The sequence below is a fragment of the Pseudomonas sp. NyZ480 genome, from assembly GCF_029537255.1.
GTDB classification, from domain to species: domain Bacteria; phylum Pseudomonadota; class Gammaproteobacteria; order Pseudomonadales; family Pseudomonadaceae; genus Aquipseudomonas; species Aquipseudomonas taiwanensis.
Genome location: NZ_CP120626.1, coordinates 641,872 through 657,656, shown reverse-complemented (window position 1 = coordinate 657,656; position 15,785 = coordinate 641,872). Strand labels below are relative to the sequence as shown.

Annotated in this window: 16 protein-coding genes; 11 read left to right on the top strand and 5 right to left on the bottom strand. The window is 62.8% G+C overall.

The window, feature by feature from the left end; translation table 11 throughout:
• The first annotated feature begins 9 nt into the window (after positions 1-9).
• From P3R38_RS02910 to P3R38_RS02875, 8 genes are all read left to right on the top strand, one after another.
• Positions 10-1,377 (top strand): PepSY domain-containing protein, encoded by a 1,368-nt coding sequence (locus P3R38_RS02910; protein WP_023378526.1) that lies wholly within the window; start codon positions 10-12, stop codon positions 1,375-1,377.
• A 170-nt stretch (positions 1,378-1,547) separates the two neighbouring features.
• Entirely contained in the window at positions 1,548-2,963 is a 1,416-nt protein-coding gene (gene cycA / locus P3R38_RS02905; protein WP_023378525.1) for a D-serine/D-alanine/glycine transporter, read from the top strand.
• A gap of 190 nt (positions 2,964-3,153) precedes the next feature.
• Complete coding sequence (gene urtA, locus P3R38_RS02900) at positions 3,154-4,419, top strand: urea ABC transporter substrate-binding protein (protein ID WP_023378524.1); 1,266 nt, start codon at positions 3,154-3,156, stop codon at positions 4,417-4,419.
• Positions 4,420-4,591: 172 nt separating this feature from the next.
• Complete coding sequence (gene urtB / locus P3R38_RS02895) at positions 4,592-6,046, top strand: urea ABC transporter permease subunit UrtB (RefSeq protein WP_238346405.1); 1,455 nt, start codon at positions 4,592-4,594, stop codon at positions 6,044-6,046.
• Positions 6,046-7,125, top strand: a complete 1,080-nt coding sequence (gene urtC, locus P3R38_RS02890) for an urea ABC transporter permease subunit UrtC (RefSeq protein ID WP_023378522.1) — start codon at positions 6,046-6,048, stop codon at positions 7,123-7,125. Before urtB ends, urtC begins: the two co-directional genes overlap by 1 nt.
• Before the next feature lie 29 nt (positions 7,126-7,154).
• A complete protein-coding gene (gene urtD, locus P3R38_RS02885) occupies positions 7,155-7,979 on the top strand; it encodes an urea ABC transporter ATP-binding protein UrtD (RefSeq protein ID WP_277687193.1) in 825 nt (274 codons plus the stop codon).
• An 84-nt stretch (positions 7,980-8,063) separates the two neighbouring features.
• On the top strand, positions 8,064-8,762 hold the full coding sequence (gene urtE / locus P3R38_RS02880) for an urea ABC transporter ATP-binding subunit UrtE (RefSeq protein ID WP_277686807.1): 699 nt from the start codon (positions 8,064-8,066) through the stop codon (positions 8,760-8,762).
• A gap of 31 nt (positions 8,763-8,793) precedes the next feature.
• Positions 8,794-9,309 carry a GNAT family N-acetyltransferase gene (locus P3R38_RS02875; RefSeq protein ID WP_023378518.1) on the top strand — a complete coding sequence of 172 codons (516 nt, stop codon included), beginning with the start codon at positions 8,794-8,796 and terminating at the stop codon, positions 9,307-9,309.
• 95 nt (positions 9,310-9,404) lie between these two features.
• Here the strand turns inward: P3R38_RS02875 and P3R38_RS02870 are convergent, their stop codons facing one another.
• Entirely contained in the window at positions 9,405-9,710 is a 306-nt protein-coding gene (locus P3R38_RS02870) for a chaperone modulator CbpM (protein ID WP_023378516.1), read from the bottom strand.
• Positions 9,711-9,712: 2 nt separating this feature from the next.
• A complete protein-coding gene (cbpA, locus tag P3R38_RS02865) occupies positions 9,713-10,663 on the bottom strand; it encodes a curved DNA-binding protein (RefSeq protein WP_027907980.1) in 951 nt (316 codons plus the stop codon).
• Positions 10,664-10,826: 163 nt separating this feature from the next.
• Here cbpA and P3R38_RS02860 point away from each other — a divergent pair, with 163 nt between their 5' ends.
• The gene (locus tag P3R38_RS02860; RefSeq protein WP_027907979.1) at positions 10,827-12,098 is read left to right on the top strand and encodes an Hsp70 family protein; all 1,272 of its coding nucleotides are present in this window, start codon (positions 10,827-10,829) and stop codon (positions 12,096-12,098) included.
• A 58-nt stretch (positions 12,099-12,156) separates the two neighbouring features.
• Here P3R38_RS02860 and P3R38_RS02855 read toward each other — a convergent pair whose 3' ends face one another.
• From P3R38_RS02855 to P3R38_RS02845, 3 genes are all read right to left on the bottom strand, one after another.
• The gene (locus tag P3R38_RS02855; protein ID WP_023378514.1) at positions 12,157-13,164 is read right to left on the bottom strand and encodes a hypothetical protein; all 1,008 of its coding nucleotides are present in this window, start codon (positions 13,162-13,164) and stop codon (positions 12,157-12,159) included.
• 71 nt (positions 13,165-13,235) lie between these two features.
• Positions 13,236-13,508 (bottom strand): PsiF family protein, encoded by a 273-nt coding sequence (locus P3R38_RS02850; RefSeq protein WP_023378513.1) that lies wholly within the window; start codon positions 13,506-13,508, stop codon positions 13,236-13,238.
• A 62-nt stretch (positions 13,509-13,570) separates the two neighbouring features.
• Positions 13,571-14,461, bottom strand: a complete 891-nt coding sequence (locus tag P3R38_RS02845; protein ID WP_023378512.1) for a triacylglycerol lipase — start codon at positions 14,459-14,461, stop codon at positions 13,571-13,573.
• A 123-nt stretch (positions 14,462-14,584) separates the two neighbouring features.
• On the opposite strand from P3R38_RS02845, the gene osmE reads away from it, so the two are divergent.
• Together osmE and P3R38_RS02835 are read left to right on the top strand one after the other, a co-directional pair.
• Entirely contained in the window at positions 14,585-14,926 is a 342-nt protein-coding gene (osmE, locus tag P3R38_RS02840) for an osmotically-inducible lipoprotein OsmE (RefSeq protein WP_023378511.1), read from the top strand.
• A 47-nt stretch (positions 14,927-14,973) separates the two neighbouring features.
• Positions 14,974-15,504, top strand: coding sequence for a ferritin-like domain-containing protein (locus P3R38_RS02835; RefSeq protein WP_023378510.1), 531 nt, complete (start codon positions 14,974-14,976; stop codon positions 15,502-15,504).
• The last annotated feature ends 281 nt before the right edge of the window (positions 15,505-15,785 follow it).

Below are 15,785 nucleotides of genomic sequence, written 5' to 3'. Positions count from 1 at the left end.
GAGGCTCCCATGAGCGGAACACGCATTTCTTTCTACAACCTGGCCTGGCGTTGGCATTTCTATGCGGGGCTGTTCGTCGCGCCCTTCATGATTCTGTTGGCGATCACCGGGATCATCTACCTGTTCAAGCCACAGCTCGATCCTTTGATGTACCGCGACCTGATGGTGGTCGAAGCCGGTACGCAGCGACAGGGTGCCGACACCCTGTTGGCCGAAGTGCGCCAGGCCTATCCACAGGGGCACGTGGGCCAGTACCTGCCGCCCGTCGATGCCGAGCGCAGTGCGCAGTTCGTGGTGCACGAGGGCGCTCGCGAGCTCAACGTCTTCGTTGACCCCTATACCGGCAAGATCCTCGGCGACCAGGACGCCAAGCAGAACCTGCAGGCTATCGCCCGGGCCCTGCACGGCGAGCTGATGGTCGGCACGGTCGGCGACAGGCTGGTCGAGCTGGCTGCCGGCTGGGGTATCGTGCTGGTGGTGTCTGGCCTGTACCTGTGGTGGCCGCGAGGGCGCAGCGGTGGCGGCGTGTTGTGGCCCAGGCTGTCTGCCCGTGGCCGCGTGTTGTGGCGCGACCTGCACGCAGTAAGCGGCTTCTGGGGCTCGGCGCTGTTGCTGATGATGCTGCTCAGCGGCATGACCTGGACCGGGCTGTGGGGCAAGCAGTACGCCGATCTGTGGAACCGCTTCCCGGCGGCCATGTGGAACGACGTGCCCAAGTCGGACCAGCAAGCGCGTGAACTCAACAGCGCCCATCGCCAGACCGTGCCCTGGGCCATGGAGAACACCCCAATGCCACAATCCGGTGCCCATGCCGAACATGCTGGGCATCACATGATGTCCAACGCGCCAGCGGCGCCCCAAGTGAGCGTGCAGCAGGTCGAGGACATCGCCACCGCCCGCCAGGTCGAACCCGGCTACAGCATCACGCTACCGACCACGGCCGAAGGCGTATTCACCGTCTCGGTGTTCGCCGACGATCCGCGCAACGATGCCACCCTGCACGTGGATCAGTACAGCGGCAAGGTTCTGGCCGACGTGCGCTGGCACGACTACAGCCCGGTGGCCAAGACCACCGAACTGGGTGTGATGCTGCATGAAGGCAAGATGTTCGGGGCACTGAACCAGATCATCATCCTGCTGGTGTGCCTGATGATTCTGCTGGGTTCGGTCAGCGGCCTGGTGATGTGGTGGAAGCGCCGGCCAGCAGGTGGCCTGGGCGTGCCGCCACTGCGCCATGACCTGCCGCGCTGGAAGACGGCGGTGGCAGTGATGCTGGTGCTCGGGGTGATGTTCCCGCTGGTGGGAGTGTCGATGGTCGTGATGTGGGGGGTGGACAGCCTGGTGCTGCGGCGCCACCGGGCGTTGGCCAATGCCTGAATCTCGATAGGTGCCGGCCCTTTCGCGGGTTTTCCCGCGAAAGGGCCGCCGCGGGACACAGGCTGCCACCCAAAAAACGAGTCGATCTGTCACGCACACATCTGGAACGAGCGTGTTAGCCTAGCCGGCTACCTCTGAAAAGAAGACCGACTCTCGATGGAATGCAGCCCATGACCCGGACCTCATCTCCTCCTGCTGAAGATCAGCACCTGCAACGCAACCTCACCAACCGCCACATCCAACTGATCGCCATTGGCGGCGCGATCGGCACCGGCCTGTTCATGGGCTCGGGCAAGACCATCAGCCTGGCAGGCCCTTCGATCATCTTCGTCTACATGATCATCGGCTTCATGCTGTTCTTCGTCATGCGCGCCATGGGCGAGCTGCTGCTGTCGAACCTCAACTACAAGTCGTTCATCGACTTCTCTGCCGACCTGCTCGGCCCATGGGCGGGCTACTTCACGGGTTGGACCTACTGGTTCTGCTGGGTAGTCACCGGCATTGCCGACGTGGTCGCCATCGCCGCATACACCCAGTTCTGGTTCCCCGAACTGCCGCAGTGGATACCCGCGCTGACCTGCGTGGCGGTGCTGCTGTCGCTGAACCTGGTGACCGTGAAAATGTTCGGTGAACTCGAGTTCTGGTTCGCCCTGATCAAGATCGTCGCCATCCTCGGCCTGGTCGCCACCGGCCTGTACATGGTCGTGACCGGTTTCAACGCACCTAGCGGCCATACCGCGCAACTGGCCAATCTGTGGAACGACGGCGGCATGTTCCCCAATGGCCTGATGGGCTTCTTCGCAGGCTTCCAGATTGCCGTGTTCGCCTTCGTCGGCATCGAGCTGGTCGGTACCACCGCTGCTGAAGCGAAGAACCCAGAGCGCACCCTGCCACGGGCGATCAACTCGATCCCGGTGCGGATCATCGTGTTCTATGTCCTGGCGCTGGTCGCGATCATGGCCGTGACCCCATGGCGCGAGGTGGTGCCGGGCAAGAGCCCGTTCGTCGAGCTGTTCGTGCTGGCGGGTTTGCCGGCGGCGGCAAGCATCATCAACTTCGTGGTGCTGACCTCGGCAGCGTCGTCCGCCAACAGCGGCGTGTTCTCCACCAGCCGCATGCTCTATGGCCTGTCCCAGGAAGGCGATGCACCCAAGGCATTCGAGAAATTGTCGAGCCGCTCGGTGCCGGCCAACGGCCTGTACTTCTCCTGCACCTGCCTGCTGCTCGGGGCAGTGTTGATCTACCTGGTACCCAACGTGATCGAGGCATTCACCCTGGTGACCACCGTGTCGGCGGTGCTGTTCATGTTCGTGTGGACGCTGATCCTGCTGTCATACCTGAAGTACCGCAAGCACCGCGCGGCGCTGCACCAGGCTTCGATCTACAAGATGCCTGGCGGTCGTTTCATGTGCTACGTCTGCCTGGCGTTCTTCGCGTTCATCCTGGTGCTGCTGAGCCTGGAAGCGGACACCCGCTCTGCGCTGGTGGTGACGCCGATCTGGTTCCTGCTGCTGGCGGTGACCTATCAGTTCGTACGCAGCAAGCGGCATCCGCGTGCAGCCGTGAGTGAAGCGTCCAACAGCTGATACAACCCTTGGGGCTGCTACGCGGCCCCAATCCTGTGCACGCCAAAAGCGCAGGCACCAAATCGGATCCACTTCACGCCCTAATACCTCGCACAACCCCTCTATTGTGCACCTTCTGCCACTAGGCACACCCCTTGCAACGCCCCTCCCCGCTTGCCCAACACCATAAAAAACTCAGCGGAGAGAGCACATGAAGCGTCGCAGTCTGATCAAGGCCTTTACCCTCAGCGCATCGCTCGCGGCGATGGGCCTGAGCTGGAGCATCCAGGCCGCCGAAACCATCAAGGTCGGCATCCTGCATTCTTTGTCCGGGACCATGGCGATTTCCGAGACATCGCTCAAGGACATGGCGCTGATGACCATCGACGAGATCAACGCCAAGGGCGGGGTCAACGGCAAGATGCTCGAGCCGGTGGTGGTCGACCCGGCCTCCAACTGGCCGCTGTTCGCCGAAAAGAGCCGCCAACTGCTGACCCAGGACAAGGTCGCCGTGGTGTTTGGCTGCTGGACTTCGGTGTCGCGCAAGTCTGTGCTGCCGGTGTTCGAGGAGCTCAATGGCCTGCTGTTCTACCCGGTGCAGTACGAGGGTGAAGAGATGTCGCCCAACGTGTTCTACACTGGCGCCGCGCCGAACCAGCAGGCCATCCCGGCCGTGGAATACCTGATGAGCGAGGACGGCGGCAGCGCCAAGCGCTTCTTCCTGCTGGGTACCGACTATGTCTACCCACGTACCACCAACAAGATCCTGCGCGCCTTCCTGCACAGCAAGGGCGTGGCGGACAAAGACATCGAAGAGGTCTACACGCCGTTCGGCCACAGCGACTACCAGACCATCGTCGCCAACATCAAGAAGTTCTCCGCCGGTGGCAAGACTGCGGTCATTTCCACCGTCAACGGCGACTCCAACGTGCCGTTCTACAAGGAACTGGCCAACCAGGGCCTGAAGGCCACCGACGTGCCGGTGGTGGCCTTCTCGGTGGGTGAGGAAGAGCTGCGCGGTATCGACACCAAGCCACTGGTGGGCCACCTGGCCGCGTGGAACTACTTCGAGTCGGTGGATAACCCAGTCAACCAGAAGTTCGTCGCCGACTGGAAAGCCTATGCCAAGGCCAAGAACCTGCCAGGCGCCGACAAGGCAGTGACAAACGACCCGATGGAGGCCACTTACGTGGGCATCCACATGTGGGCACAGGCTGCCGAGAAGGCCAAGTCGACCGATGTCGACAAGGTCCGCGAAGCCCTGGCCGGGCAGACCTTCAAGGCACCGTCGGGCTTCACCCTGACCATGGACAAGACCAACCACCACCTGCACAAGCCCGTGATGATCGGCGAGATCCAGGATGACGGGCAATTCAGCGTGGTGTGGGAAACCGAGCAGCCGCTGCGTGCACAGCCGTGGAGCCCGTTCATTCCGGGCAATGAGAAGCGGCCGGACTACGCGGTGAAAGGTAACTGAGTGCATTGGGGCCGCTTTGCGGCCCATTCGCGGGTAACCCAGCGTCCACAGAGACCGCACCCTATTCAAACTGTGCAGCGTACCTGTGGGAGCGGGTTGACCCGCGAAGAATCCACCGCCGATTTCCAGGATTACCCGCATGCTCAGACTGCTGCTCACCCTGCTCCTGCTGATGCCCTTGGCAACCCAGGCCAACGAGGGCGAATTCTTCCTCACCGCCAAGCCCGCCGAGCAGGCTCGCCTGCTCGAAGGCTGGGCGGCGCAACCCGATGCCGCGCGTCTTGCGCTGCTGGAAAACCTTCGTCAGGGCCGCATCGCCGAAGGTGATAGCCGCAAAGTCCGCCTCAACAACCGCCTGCGCGGGCTGATCGACAACGCCCTGGCCAGCCACCAACTGCTGAGCGACAACCGCGACACGCGTCTGACCGCCGCCCAGCAACTGCAGAAAAGCGCACAACCGGCGCAAATGGCCTTTCTCGACCGGCGCTTCGCCAGCGAGCAGGACGCCGCCGTGCATGCCGCGCTCGGCCTGGCACTGGCCAACCTGCAATTAGGCGCCAGCGAACCGGCCGTGCGCCTGGCAGCCGTGCGCCTGCTCGGCGAAACCGGCGACCCCCTGGCCCGTACCCGGCTGGAAGCGCTGTTGCAACCTGACGCCGAACGCGACCCCGGCGTGCGTACCGCGGCCGAAACCAGCCTGGCCCAGGTCAAACGCAAGCTGCTGGCAGGCGAATTGCTCGGCCAGGCCTTCAGCGGGCTGTCCCTGGGCTCGATCCTGCTGCTGGCCGCCCTGGGCCTGGCGATCACCTTCGGCCTGCTCGGGGTGATCAACATGGCCCACGGCGAGATGTTGATGCTGGGCGCCTACAGCACCTACATGGTCCAGGTGCTGCTGCAACGCTATGCACCGGGCGCCATCGAGTTCTATCCACTGATCGCTTTGCCTGTGGCCTTCGCTGTCAGCGCCGGGGTCGGCATGGCGCTGGAACGTACCGTCATCCGCCACCTCTACGGCCGGCCGCTGGAAACCCTGTTGGCGACCTGGGGCATCAGCCTGATCCTGATCCAGGCCATTCGTCTGATCTTCGGCGCGCAGAACGTCGAAGTGAGCAACCCGGCATGGTTGTCCGGTGGCATCCAGGTGCTGCCTAACCTGGTGCTGCCATACAACCGCCTGGTGATCATCGGCTTCGCCCTGGCGGTGGTACTGCTCACCTGGCTGCTGCTCAACCGCACCCGACTGGGGCTGAACGTGCGTGCCGTGACCCAGAACCGCAACATGGCGGCCTGCTGCGGCGTTTCCACCGGGCGCGTCGACATGCTCGCCTTCGGCCTCGGCTCTGGTATTGCGGGGCTCGGCGGCGTGGCCTTGAGCCAGGTCGGCAACGTTGGCCCGGACCTGGGCCAGAGCTACATCATCGATTCGTTCCTGGTGGTGGTGCTCGGCGGTGTCGGCCAGCTCGCCGGCAGCCTCTGGGCAGCCTTTGGCCTGGGCATCGCCAACAAGCTGCTGGAGCCGCAGATTGGCGCGGTACTCGGCAAGATCCTCATCCTTGCGTTGATCATTCTGTTCATCCAGAAACGCCCGCAAGGCCTGTTCGCCCTCAAGGGACGGGTAATCGACTGATGAACCAGCCTCTGCTTGTTACCGCTTCGCAAAAGGCCGGGCCACGCCTGACCCTGGCCATCGGTGCCCTCGTCGTGCTGGTGCTGGTGGCCCTGCCACTGCTGTCACTGCTGCCGGCGGACAACGCCCTGCAGGTCTCGGCCTACACACTGACGCTGGTCGGCAAGATCCTCTGCTATGCCATCGTCGCGCTGGCACTGGACCTGGTGTGGGGGTATGCCGGCTTGCTGTCCCTTGGTCATGGCCTGTTCTTCGCCCTGGGGGGCTACGCCATGGGCATGTACCTGATGCGCCAGGCCGCTGGCGACGGCTTGCCTGGGTTCATGACGTTCCTGTCGTGGAACGAGCTGCCCTGGTACTGGGCTGGAACCCAGCACTTCGCCTGGGCGCTATGCCTGGTAGTGCTGGCACCTGGGCTGCTGGCGCTGGTGTTCGGTTTCTTCGCCTTCCGTTCGCGGATCAAGGGCGTGTATTTTTCGATCATGACCCAAGCGCTGACCTTCGCCGGCATGCTGCTGTTCTTCCGCAACGAGACGGGCTTCGGTGGCAACAACGGGTTCACCAGCTTCCGCACCATCCTGGGCTTCGACATCGCCGCCCAGGGCACCCGGGCGGTTCTGTTCCTGCTGACGGTCGGCCTGCTGCTGGCGAGCCTGTACCTGTGCTGGCGTCTGACCCAGAGCAAGTTCGGACGCTTGCTCACCGCCGTGCGCGATGCCGAGAACCGCCTGATGTTCTGCGGTTACGACCCGCGCGGGTTCAAGCTGCTGGTGTGGGTGCTCAGCGCGGTTCTATGCGGCCTGGCCGGCGCCTTGTACGTGCCCCAGGTAGGCATCATCAACCCCAGCGAGATGTCGCCGACCAACTCCATCGAAGCCGCGGTATGGGTCGCCCTGGGTGGCCGTGGCACGCTGATCGGCCCGTTGCTCGGCGCCGGCCTGGTCAATGGCATGAAGAGCTGGTTCACCGTGGCATTCCCGGAATTCTGGCTGTTCTTCCTCGGCGCGCTGTTCATCCTCGTCACCCTTTACCTGCCCAAGGGGGTGGTCGGCCTGTTGAAAAAAAGGAGCCAGCCATGAAAGGCGTCCCCCCTGTGCATCCGGAGTTCATGCTCGAACCGGTTTTCGACAACCTCGGCCCCAGCCGTGACGCCATCGGCCTGGGCCAGCGTCGCAAGGCCGGCCTGGATACCCGCCACGGCACGGTGCTGAGCCTGGAAGACATCAGCGTGAGCTTCGATGGCTTCAAGGCCCTCAACGCGCTGAACCTCTACATTGGCGTCGGCGAGTTGCGGTGCATCATCGGCCCCAACGGGGCGGGCAAGACCACGATGATGGACGTGATCACCGGCAAGACCCGTCCGGACACCGGCAGTGCCTACTTCGGCGACACCCTCGACCTGACCCGCATGAGCGAGTACCAGATCGCCCAGGCCGGGATCGGCCGCAAGTTCCAAAAGCCGACGGTGTTCGAGGCGCTGACGGTGTTCGAGAACCTGGAGCTGGCGCTCAAGACCGACAAATCGGTCTGGGCCAGCCTCGCGGCGCGCTTGAGCGGCGAACAGCACCAGCGCATCGAAGAGGTGCTCAGCACCTTGCGCCTGCTGCCCTTGGCTCAGCGCCAGGCAGGGTTGCTGTCCCATGGCCAGAAGCAGTTCCTGGAGATCGGCATGCTGCTGGTGCAGGAGCCGCAATTGCTGTTGCTGGACGAGCCGGTGGCCGGCATGACCGATGCCGAGACCGAGTTCACCGCCGAACTGTTCAAGGGTCTGGCCGGCAAGCACTCGCTAATGGTGGTGGAACATGACATGGGGTTTGTCGGCAGCATTGCCGACCATGTGACGGTGTTGCACCAGGGCAGTGTGCTGGCGGAGGGATCGCTGGAGCAGGTGCAGGCCAATGAGCGGGTGGTCGAGGTGTATCTGGGCCGATGATTCTCCGGTGGCTGTGCCAGCCTCTTCGTGGTTTACCCGCAAAGCGGCTGGCATGAGCACTGCAACCATTTCAGGAATTCTCACATGCTGAAAATCGACTCCCTGCACCAGTTCTACGGCGGCAGCCACATCCTCCGAGGCTTGTCCTTCGAGGCCAAGGTCGGCGAGGTCACCTGCCTGCTCGGGCGCAACGGCGTGGGCAAGACCACCCTGTTGCGCTGCTTGATGGGGCTGGTGCCAGCCCGCGAAGGCAGCATCGAATGGGAAGGCAAGGCCATCACCACGCTCAAGCCCCAGCAACGGGTGCATGCCGGTATCGCCTATGTGCCCCAAGGCCGCGAGATTTTTCCGCGCCTGACCGTCGAGGAGAACCTGCTGATGGGCCTGTCGCGCTTCCCGGCCCGCGAAGCCCGTGAAGTGCCCGCGTTCATCTACGAGCTGTTCCCAGTGCTCGAACAGATGAAACAACGGCGGGGGGGCGATCTCTCCGGCGGCCAGCAGCAACAGCTGGCCATCGGCCGCGCGCTGGCCAGCCGCCCACGCCTGCTGATCCTCGACGAGCCCACCGAAGGCATCCAGCCCTCGGTGATCAAAGAGATCGGCGCAGTGATCCGGCGCCTGGCAGCGCGCGGCGACATGGCCATCTTGCTGGTGGAACAGTTCTACGACTTCGCCGAGACGCTGGCGGACCAGTACCTGGTCATGGCCCGTGGTGAGATCGTGCAACGGGGTCGTGGCGAAAACATGCAGGCAGAAGGTGTGCGCGGGCTGGTAACCATTTAATCTGCAGCCATCGATCCTGCGAGACGCTGTCATGAGTTACGAAATCCGCGACGCCCTGCCCGCCGATGTGCCGGGCATCCTCGACATCTACAACGACGCGGTGCGCAACACCACGGCCATCTGGAACGAAACACCGGTCGACCTGGCCAACCGCCAGGCCTGGTTCGAAGCCCGGGCACAACAGGGGTATCCGATCCTGGTGGCCGTGGATGACAGCGGTGTACTGGGCTATTCCTCGTTCGGTGACTGGCGGCCATTCGAGGGCTTTCGCCATACCGTGGAGCACTCGGTGTACATCCGCGACGATCAGCGTGGCAAAGGACTCGGGCCGCAGCTGATGAGTGCGCTGGTCGAGCGTGCCCGGGGTTGTGGCAAGCATGTGATGGTGGCGGCCATCGAGAGCGGCAATGCGGCGTCGGTGCGCCTGCATGAACGGCTGGGGTTCGTGGTGACCGGGCAAATGCCGCAGGTTGGAGTGAAGTTCGGGCGCTGGCTGGACCTGACCTTCATGCAGTTGCTGCTGACCCCAGGAGCTGAACCACGCTGAAGCGCCTTCCCCTGTGCAAACGGCCTTGCGTCGCGAAAGGGCTGCAAAGCAGCCCCTGCAACCTTGAGGCTGGGCCAGAAATCGGCCGTTACGGCCTAGAGTTGGGTAAACCTGCCCAGGCGCTGCCTCAACATACTGTTCTCACTGCGCAACTGCTGCACCTCCTGCAGTAGTTCCAGCGCCAGGGCCACGCCTTCCCATTCCAGATCCAGCTCCTGGTGCAGCTTGACCGCGCGCCTGGCCAACAGCGGCGCCTGGTCATCGAACAGCCAGTCTTCCGGCGTTCGCCCCTTTGGTTCAACGATGCCGTGCTCGACGATCTCGATCACGTAATCCTTCGTGATGTTGGCTTCCTGGCACAGGGTGCGCATATCCAGTTGAACGATCAGGGTGCTGCTCATGATCACTTACTCCATTGAGCCCTCGGATTGAACGCTGCCTTCTCGGAAAGCTTGGTCCACAGTTCGCGGGCAGCCTCATTGGATGTGGTCGGCATGACCACCTTGAGCTGCGCGTAAAGGTTGCCGCGCTCGCCCTGTTTGTTCACCAGCCCCATGCCCTTTACGCGCAGGCGCTGGCCGCTCTGGCTATCGGGGCGGATGGTCAGGTTGATCTTGCCCTCCAGGGTCGGCACCTCCACCTTGGTGCCCAGGGCTGCCTCCCACGGTGCCAGCGGCACAGTGACGATCAGGTCATGACCTTCGACATCGAACAGTGGGTGCGGTGCCATGCGAATGGTCAGGAACAGGTCGCCATTGGCCCCGCCACCGCTGCCCGGCGCGCCCTGGCCTTTGAGGCGAATGCGCTCGCCGTCGGTCACCCCGGCGGGAATCTTCACGTTCAGGGTCTTGGTGGTGAACCCAGTGCGCTGGCCTGCACCATTGGTTTGCGGCACCTGGAAGCTGATCTGCTTGGATTCCTTGCTCAGGGTCTCCTCGAGGAAGATCGCCAGTTCCAGTTCCACGTCCTGCCCTCGCCTACCCGCACTGCGCTGTTGACCACGGCCACCGAAGGGGTTGCCGCCACGGGCGCCGAAGATCGAGCTGAAGAAGTCGGAGAAATCGCCGCCTTCGAAACCGCCACCACCCCCCCGGCTTTCCCAGCCTGGGGGCGCCTGGAACGGTCGGCCATGCTGGCCGCCGTACTTGCGAATTTCGTCGTACTCGGCGCGCTTCTGCGCATCGCCCAGCACTTCATAGGCCTCGTTGGCCTCCTTGAATTTCTCCTCGGCGTCGCGCTCCTTGCTGACGTCGGGGTGATACTTGCGCGCCAGCTTGCGGTACGCGGCCTTGATCGCCTTTTCGTCCGCGGTGGCCTCTACGCCAAGTATCTTGTAGTAGTCTTTGAAGTCCATCTATGGATCACCAGTGTGAAATTGCGTGTTGCTTCTGAAGATTGGGGTCAAGCATAGCCTTTCAAGCTTCGCTTGGCTTTGCTCCAAGGCAGACGGCCGGTCTTGATTCTGTTGCCAAGTGGCATAAACTGCGCGGCCGTTTTGCCTCCGGAAGCCTTTTCCCATGTCTGACGTATCACCGGCCCGCGCCCTCGGTATCGACTTCGGCACCTCGAACTCCACCGTCGGCTGGCACCGCCAGGGCGCTTCGTCGCTGATCGCCCTTGAAGATGGCAAGATCACCTTGCCCTCGGTGGTGTTCTTCAACCTCGAAGAGCGCCGCCCGGTGTATGGCCGTCTGGCGCTGCACGAGTACCTGGAAGGCTATGAAGGCCGCCTGATGCGTTCGCTCAAGAGTCTGCTGGGCTCCAAGTTGATCAAGCACGACACCAGCGTGCTGGGCAGCGCCCTGCCGTTCAAGGACCTGCTGGGCATGTTCATCGGCGAGCTGAAAAAACGCGCCGAGGCTGCCGCCGGTCGCGAATTCGAGCACGTGGTGCTGGGCCGCCCGGTGTTCTTCGTCGATGAAGACCCGGCTGCCGACCAAGAGGCCGAGGACACCCTCGCCGAAGTGGCGCGCAAGATCGGCTTCAAGGACGTGTCGTTCCAGTACGAGCCCATCGCCGCGGCCTTCGACTACGAGTCGGGCATCAGCCGCGAAGAGCTGGTGCTTATCGTCGATATCGGCGGTGGTACTTCGGACTTTACCCTGATCCGCCTGTCGCCCGAGCGCCACGAGGTGGCCGAACGCCAGAGCGACATCCTTGCCACCGGCGGCGTGCACATTGGCGGTACCGATTTCGACAAGCAACTGAGCCTGCAAGGGGTGATGCCATTGTTCGGCTACGGCAGCCGGATGAAAAGCGGCGCCCTGATGCCCACCAGCTACCACCTTAACCTGGCCACCTGGCACACCATCAACGCCCTGTACTCGCAGAAGTCGCAACTGGCGCTGGGCAGCATGCGCTACGACATCGAGGATACACTCGGCATCGACCGTCTGTTCAAGCTGATCGAGCAGCGCGCCGGGCACTGGCTGGCGATGGAAGTGGAAGCCAGCAAGATCGAGCTGACCGAGCACGATAGCCGACGCATCGACCTGGGCCGCGTCGAGCGGGAGCTGGGTGTCGACCTGACCCGCACACTGTTCGAAGGCGCTATCGAGGGGTTGCTGGAGCGTGTGCGTGGCAGCGTGACCGAGCTGCTGGGCAAGGCTGGTGTAAGCCCAGCCCAGGTGGACACGGTGTTCTTCACCGGGGGCTCCAGCGGCATTCCCGCGCTGCGCAACAGTGTGGCGGCAATGCTGCCCAATGCCCAGCACGTGGAAGGCAACATCTTCGGCAGTATTGGGAGCGGCTTGGCGATCGAGGCGCGCAAGCGATACGGCGCGGCCTGAATCCTTCCCTGCCTCATCGCCCGCAGCAGCCGGCGAGCCGGCGATGAGGCAGGGGAACCTACACCAGCTCGGCCCGCTTCAACTCACTCTTCAGATACGCGTAGTAAACAGGCCCCGCCACCACCCCTGGCAGCCCGAACGCCGCCTCGAACACCAGCATCGCCAACAGCAGCTCCCAGGCCTTGGCACTGATTTGCCCGCCAACGATCCGCGCATTGAGGAAATACTCGACCTTGTGGATGACGATCAGATAGCCCAAGGCGGCGGCCGCCACCCAGATCGACAGCGACAACCCGACAATGGTGATCAAGGTGTTGGACATCAGGTTGCCGATGACCGGCAGCAGCCCCAGCAGGAAGGTCAACACGATCAGCGTCTTGGTCAACGGCAGGTGCACGCCGAACAGAGGCAGCACCACCGCCAGGAAGATGCCAGTGAACACGGTGTTGAGCAGCGAGATCTTGATCTGTGCGAAGACGATGTTGCGAAACGCCTGCACCAGCAGGCTAAGCCGCTCGAACAGTGCCGCCGCCAGGGGTTTGCGCCGAGAAATGTCGGGAATGCGCTGCAGGGCGACGATGGCACCCAGGATCATGCCGATCAGCAGGGTCACGAACATGTGCGCCATGCCCTTGCCCACCAGCTGCAGGTCGCTGAGGTGGCTTTTGATCCAGTCACCGATGGCGACCTTGAACTCAGCGGCGCTGGCCGGCAGGTAGCCTTCGATGAACGGCGGCAGTTGGCCACGTGCACGCTCTACCAGGCCGATGAACTTGTCCAGCGAGGCACCGGGGTTCTCGGCTTCGTGCAGCAGAAAGCTGAAGGCTCCGGCGATCAGCAGCGCCAGGGTACTGACCACCAAGGTCCCCAGCATGGCCACGGCCAGCCAGCGTGCCCGTTGGCCGGTAATGACCGGCTGCAAGCGTGGCGTGAGCATGTTGACCAGTTCGAACACCAGTAACCCGGCCAGCAGGCTGGGCAGCAACTTGAGGGGCAACGCCAGCAACAGGCCGGCAAATACGATGATCCAACTGGCCAGGTTGATCTGGCGGGGGGTGAAGGTCATACAGCCTCAGCGGCAGACAACGGAAAAGATTCGCAGTCTGCCAGCCTTCGTCCTACAGGCATAGGCACAGGTCATTTCTTCTTCAGGCAGTCGCTCATGAAAGCCTTGCGCTCGTCCCCCTTAAGCGCCTTGGCGGTGGCGTCGGCGTTGCAGGTTTTCATTTTTTCCTGCTGGGTCGCCTTGAGGCACTTGCTCATGAATGCCTTGCGCTCGTCCCCTTTTAGGGCTTGTTCGGTGGCTTCGGCATTGCAGGTTTTCATCTTCTCCTGTTGCGCCGTGGCGGCGAATCCTTGCCCACAGATCAACACACCCAACACCAGCACAGGCACTTGCAGCATCTTCATGGAGTGGTCTCCTTGTCTCCGCGCCCGATGCACGGACATGGGGCTGAGTGTAGTCGTTTTCTCTACAGCCCTGCAGCCTTGAGCCGGGCTGCGTGCTCGGTGAACAGCCGCACCGGATCGGCCCCCTTGCCTACCGCGCCCAGTTGCTGGTTGACGATGTCCAAGTGATCGAGCGGGTAGTCATCACCGATCACCTGCCCCAGATGCGAGCTGAACCGCCCGACCATGCCGTCGCACTGTCCCTTCTCTTTCACGAAGCTGCGGGCGAACAGGCGGCAGAAGCGGTTGCTGCCATCGAACCGGTTGCGGCCCTGGTCGGTCAGCCCCGGCTGCAGCGTTCCCGACCAGGAGTAGTAGCGAACGCCATTGACCTCTACTGGCCCCTCACCACCCCAGGTATGCGGCAAGCCTTGTGGATAAGCCTGGTTGAAGCGTGCAACGCCATCGCTGGTCAGCGACTGGTGCGAGGCATGCACATCGATGGGTAGCGGATCGCGGCGCCAACTGGTCTCCAGCCACACCAGCAGTACCGCCACCCCATGCAGCACCGCCTTGAGCACGCGCCCCTGCGGGGAGTCGCCAGGCGCCACCCGCGCCAGATGATCGGCCAGCTCCGAGCCGTGGTTGGGCCCTGCCACCGAGGTCACTGACGCGATGCGATCTGGCCGTCTGGCCGCCGCATAACGCGCATCCAGGGCGCCTTGGCTGTGGCCGATGAGGTTGACCTTCTCGGCGCCGCTGCGCTGACAGAGCGCTTCGATGATCGCCAGGAGTTGCTCGCCTCGCACCTCGCTGGAGTGCACGGGCGAGACCTGTACCGGAAACACCTGTGCACCGCCGCGACGCAGGGCCGGGACGATGCCGAACCAATAGGGGTAGAGCAGCACCCGCACGAACCCAAGCATGCCCGGCACCAGTACCAGTGGGTATCGCGTTGCCAGTTCTTGCGCCATTGCCTGGCCCCTGTCCTTGGACGATGGGCCAACACTACCGCGCAGGCGGCGGGCATCGCAATCGAACTCCTGGCGTGCGCTGTGGTTCCAATCCAGAACAGACCCTTAGCAAGGAGCGGGACCATGTACAAGCAGACCCTGGCGATTCTTCTGGCAAGTGCCACCCTGGCGGCGTGCGGCAGCCGTCCGGAAAACCCGGTGGACTATGTCACCTTCCGTGACGAGCCGCTGGTGAAGCAGGTGGAGAACGGCATGACCATGCAGAAAGTCATCGCCATCGGTGGCAGCCCCTCGAACGTGATCGACCTGCCCCACGGCGGCACCTGCAATGACTACATCCTCAACCGCGATGGGCACCAGCAACCTTACTACGTGCGTTTCGATGCGACCGGCCATGTCGATGCCAAGGGCTTCAAGACCTGCAACCAACGCGAAAAGGACAGCGAAGCTGTCCATGGCGCGTGAACCTTCCTGACACCTGAACACCTGTCCTGATCTGTTTGGAGACCACCATGAGCAACGTTGAACTGACCGATGTGAATACCTTGCGCGCGCGGGCACGCCAGCATGTCGAGCAAGGCGCCGTGACCGAGGGGTACCCTGCTGATCGCGAGAAAATCCTGCGGCTGCTCAACGAGTCGCTGGCCACCGAGCTGGTCTGTACCTTGCGCTACAAGCGGCACTACTTCATGGCCAGTGGTATCAAGGCCAGTGTAGCGGCGCAGGAGTTTCTGGAACATGCCAACCAGGAAGCTGAGCATGCTGACAAATTGGCTGAGCGGATTGTTCAGCTGGGGGGGGAGCCTGATTTCAATCCGGATAACCTCTCGAAGCACTCGCATGCCCAGTATGTAGAGGGTAAATCGCTCAAGGAAATGGTGTTGGAGAACTTAGTAGCGGAACGGATTGCCATCGACAGTTACCGGGAGATCATCCAATACATCGGCGATAAGGATCCGACTACGCGGCGTATTTTCGAAGATATTCTGGCACAGGAAGAAGAGCACGCCGATGACATGTCGGATTTGCTGCAGGGCCTCTGACTGCTTTGCGTAAGAGCGGAACGGTGATGGAACTTCGCCTTGGCACAAGGTTAGGCTGACCCACTTACCACGGGCCAACCATAGGCCGAAAATTTAACTAAAAGCCGGCATTTGTCCCGCGTGAATATCCATTTGCCATGGAGTCGCTTCTTCACCTTTCCGCCCTTCCGGTGGGTTACTTTGGTCGTGGCCAAAGTAACCATAACCGTTGGCCCCTACCATCCAGCCCCTACGCTTCGGGGCTCCCTCACTCCGGCCTCCTGACCTCGTGATGTGTGGTG

Coding starts and splice junctions, on each gene's coding strand:
- P3R38_RS02910 (WP_023378526.1), top strand. CDS start 10: ATGAGCGGAACACGCATTTCTTTCTACAACCTGGCCTGGCGTTGGCAT.
- cycA (WP_023378525.1), top strand. CDS start 1,548: ATGACCCGGACCTCATCTCCTCCTGCTGAAGATCAGCACCTGCAACGC.
- urtA (WP_023378524.1), top strand. CDS start 3,154: ATGAAGCGTCGCAGTCTGATCAAGGCCTTTACCCTCAGCGCATCGCTC.
- urtB (WP_238346405.1), top strand. CDS start 4,592: ATGCCCTTGGCAACCCAGGCCAACGAGGGCGAATTCTTCCTCACCGCC.
- urtC (WP_023378522.1), top strand. CDS start 6,046: ATGAACCAGCCTCTGCTTGTTACCGCTTCGCAAAAGGCCGGGCCACGC.
- urtD (WP_277687193.1), top strand. CDS start 7,155: ATGCTCGAACCGGTTTTCGACAACCTCGGCCCCAGCCGTGACGCCATC.
- urtE (WP_277686807.1), top strand. CDS start 8,064: ATGCTGAAAATCGACTCCCTGCACCAGTTCTACGGCGGCAGCCACATC.
- P3R38_RS02875 (WP_023378518.1), top strand. CDS start 8,794: ATGAGTTACGAAATCCGCGACGCCCTGCCCGCCGATGTGCCGGGCATC.
- P3R38_RS02870 (WP_023378516.1), bottom strand. CDS start 9,710: ATGAGCAGCACCCTGATCGTTCAACTGGATATGCGCACCCTGTGCCAG.
- cbpA (WP_027907980.1), bottom strand. CDS start 10,663: ATGGACTTCAAAGACTACTACAAGATACTTGGCGTAGAGGCCACCGCG.
- P3R38_RS02860 (WP_027907979.1), top strand. CDS start 10,827: ATGTCTGACGTATCACCGGCCCGCGCCCTCGGTATCGACTTCGGCACC.
- P3R38_RS02855 (WP_023378514.1), bottom strand. CDS start 13,164: ATGACCTTCACCCCCCGCCAGATCAACCTGGCCAGTTGGATCATCGTA.
- P3R38_RS02850 (WP_023378513.1), bottom strand. CDS start 13,508: ATGAAGATGCTGCAAGTGCCTGTGCTGGTGTTGGGTGTGTTGATCTGT.
- P3R38_RS02845 (WP_023378512.1), bottom strand. CDS start 14,461: ATGGCGCAAGAACTGGCAACGCGATACCCACTGGTACTGGTGCCGGGC.
- osmE (WP_023378511.1), top strand. CDS start 14,585: ATGTACAAGCAGACCCTGGCGATTCTTCTGGCAAGTGCCACCCTGGCG.
- P3R38_RS02835 (WP_023378510.1), top strand. CDS start 14,974: ATGAGCAACGTTGAACTGACCGATGTGAATACCTTGCGCGCGCGGGCA.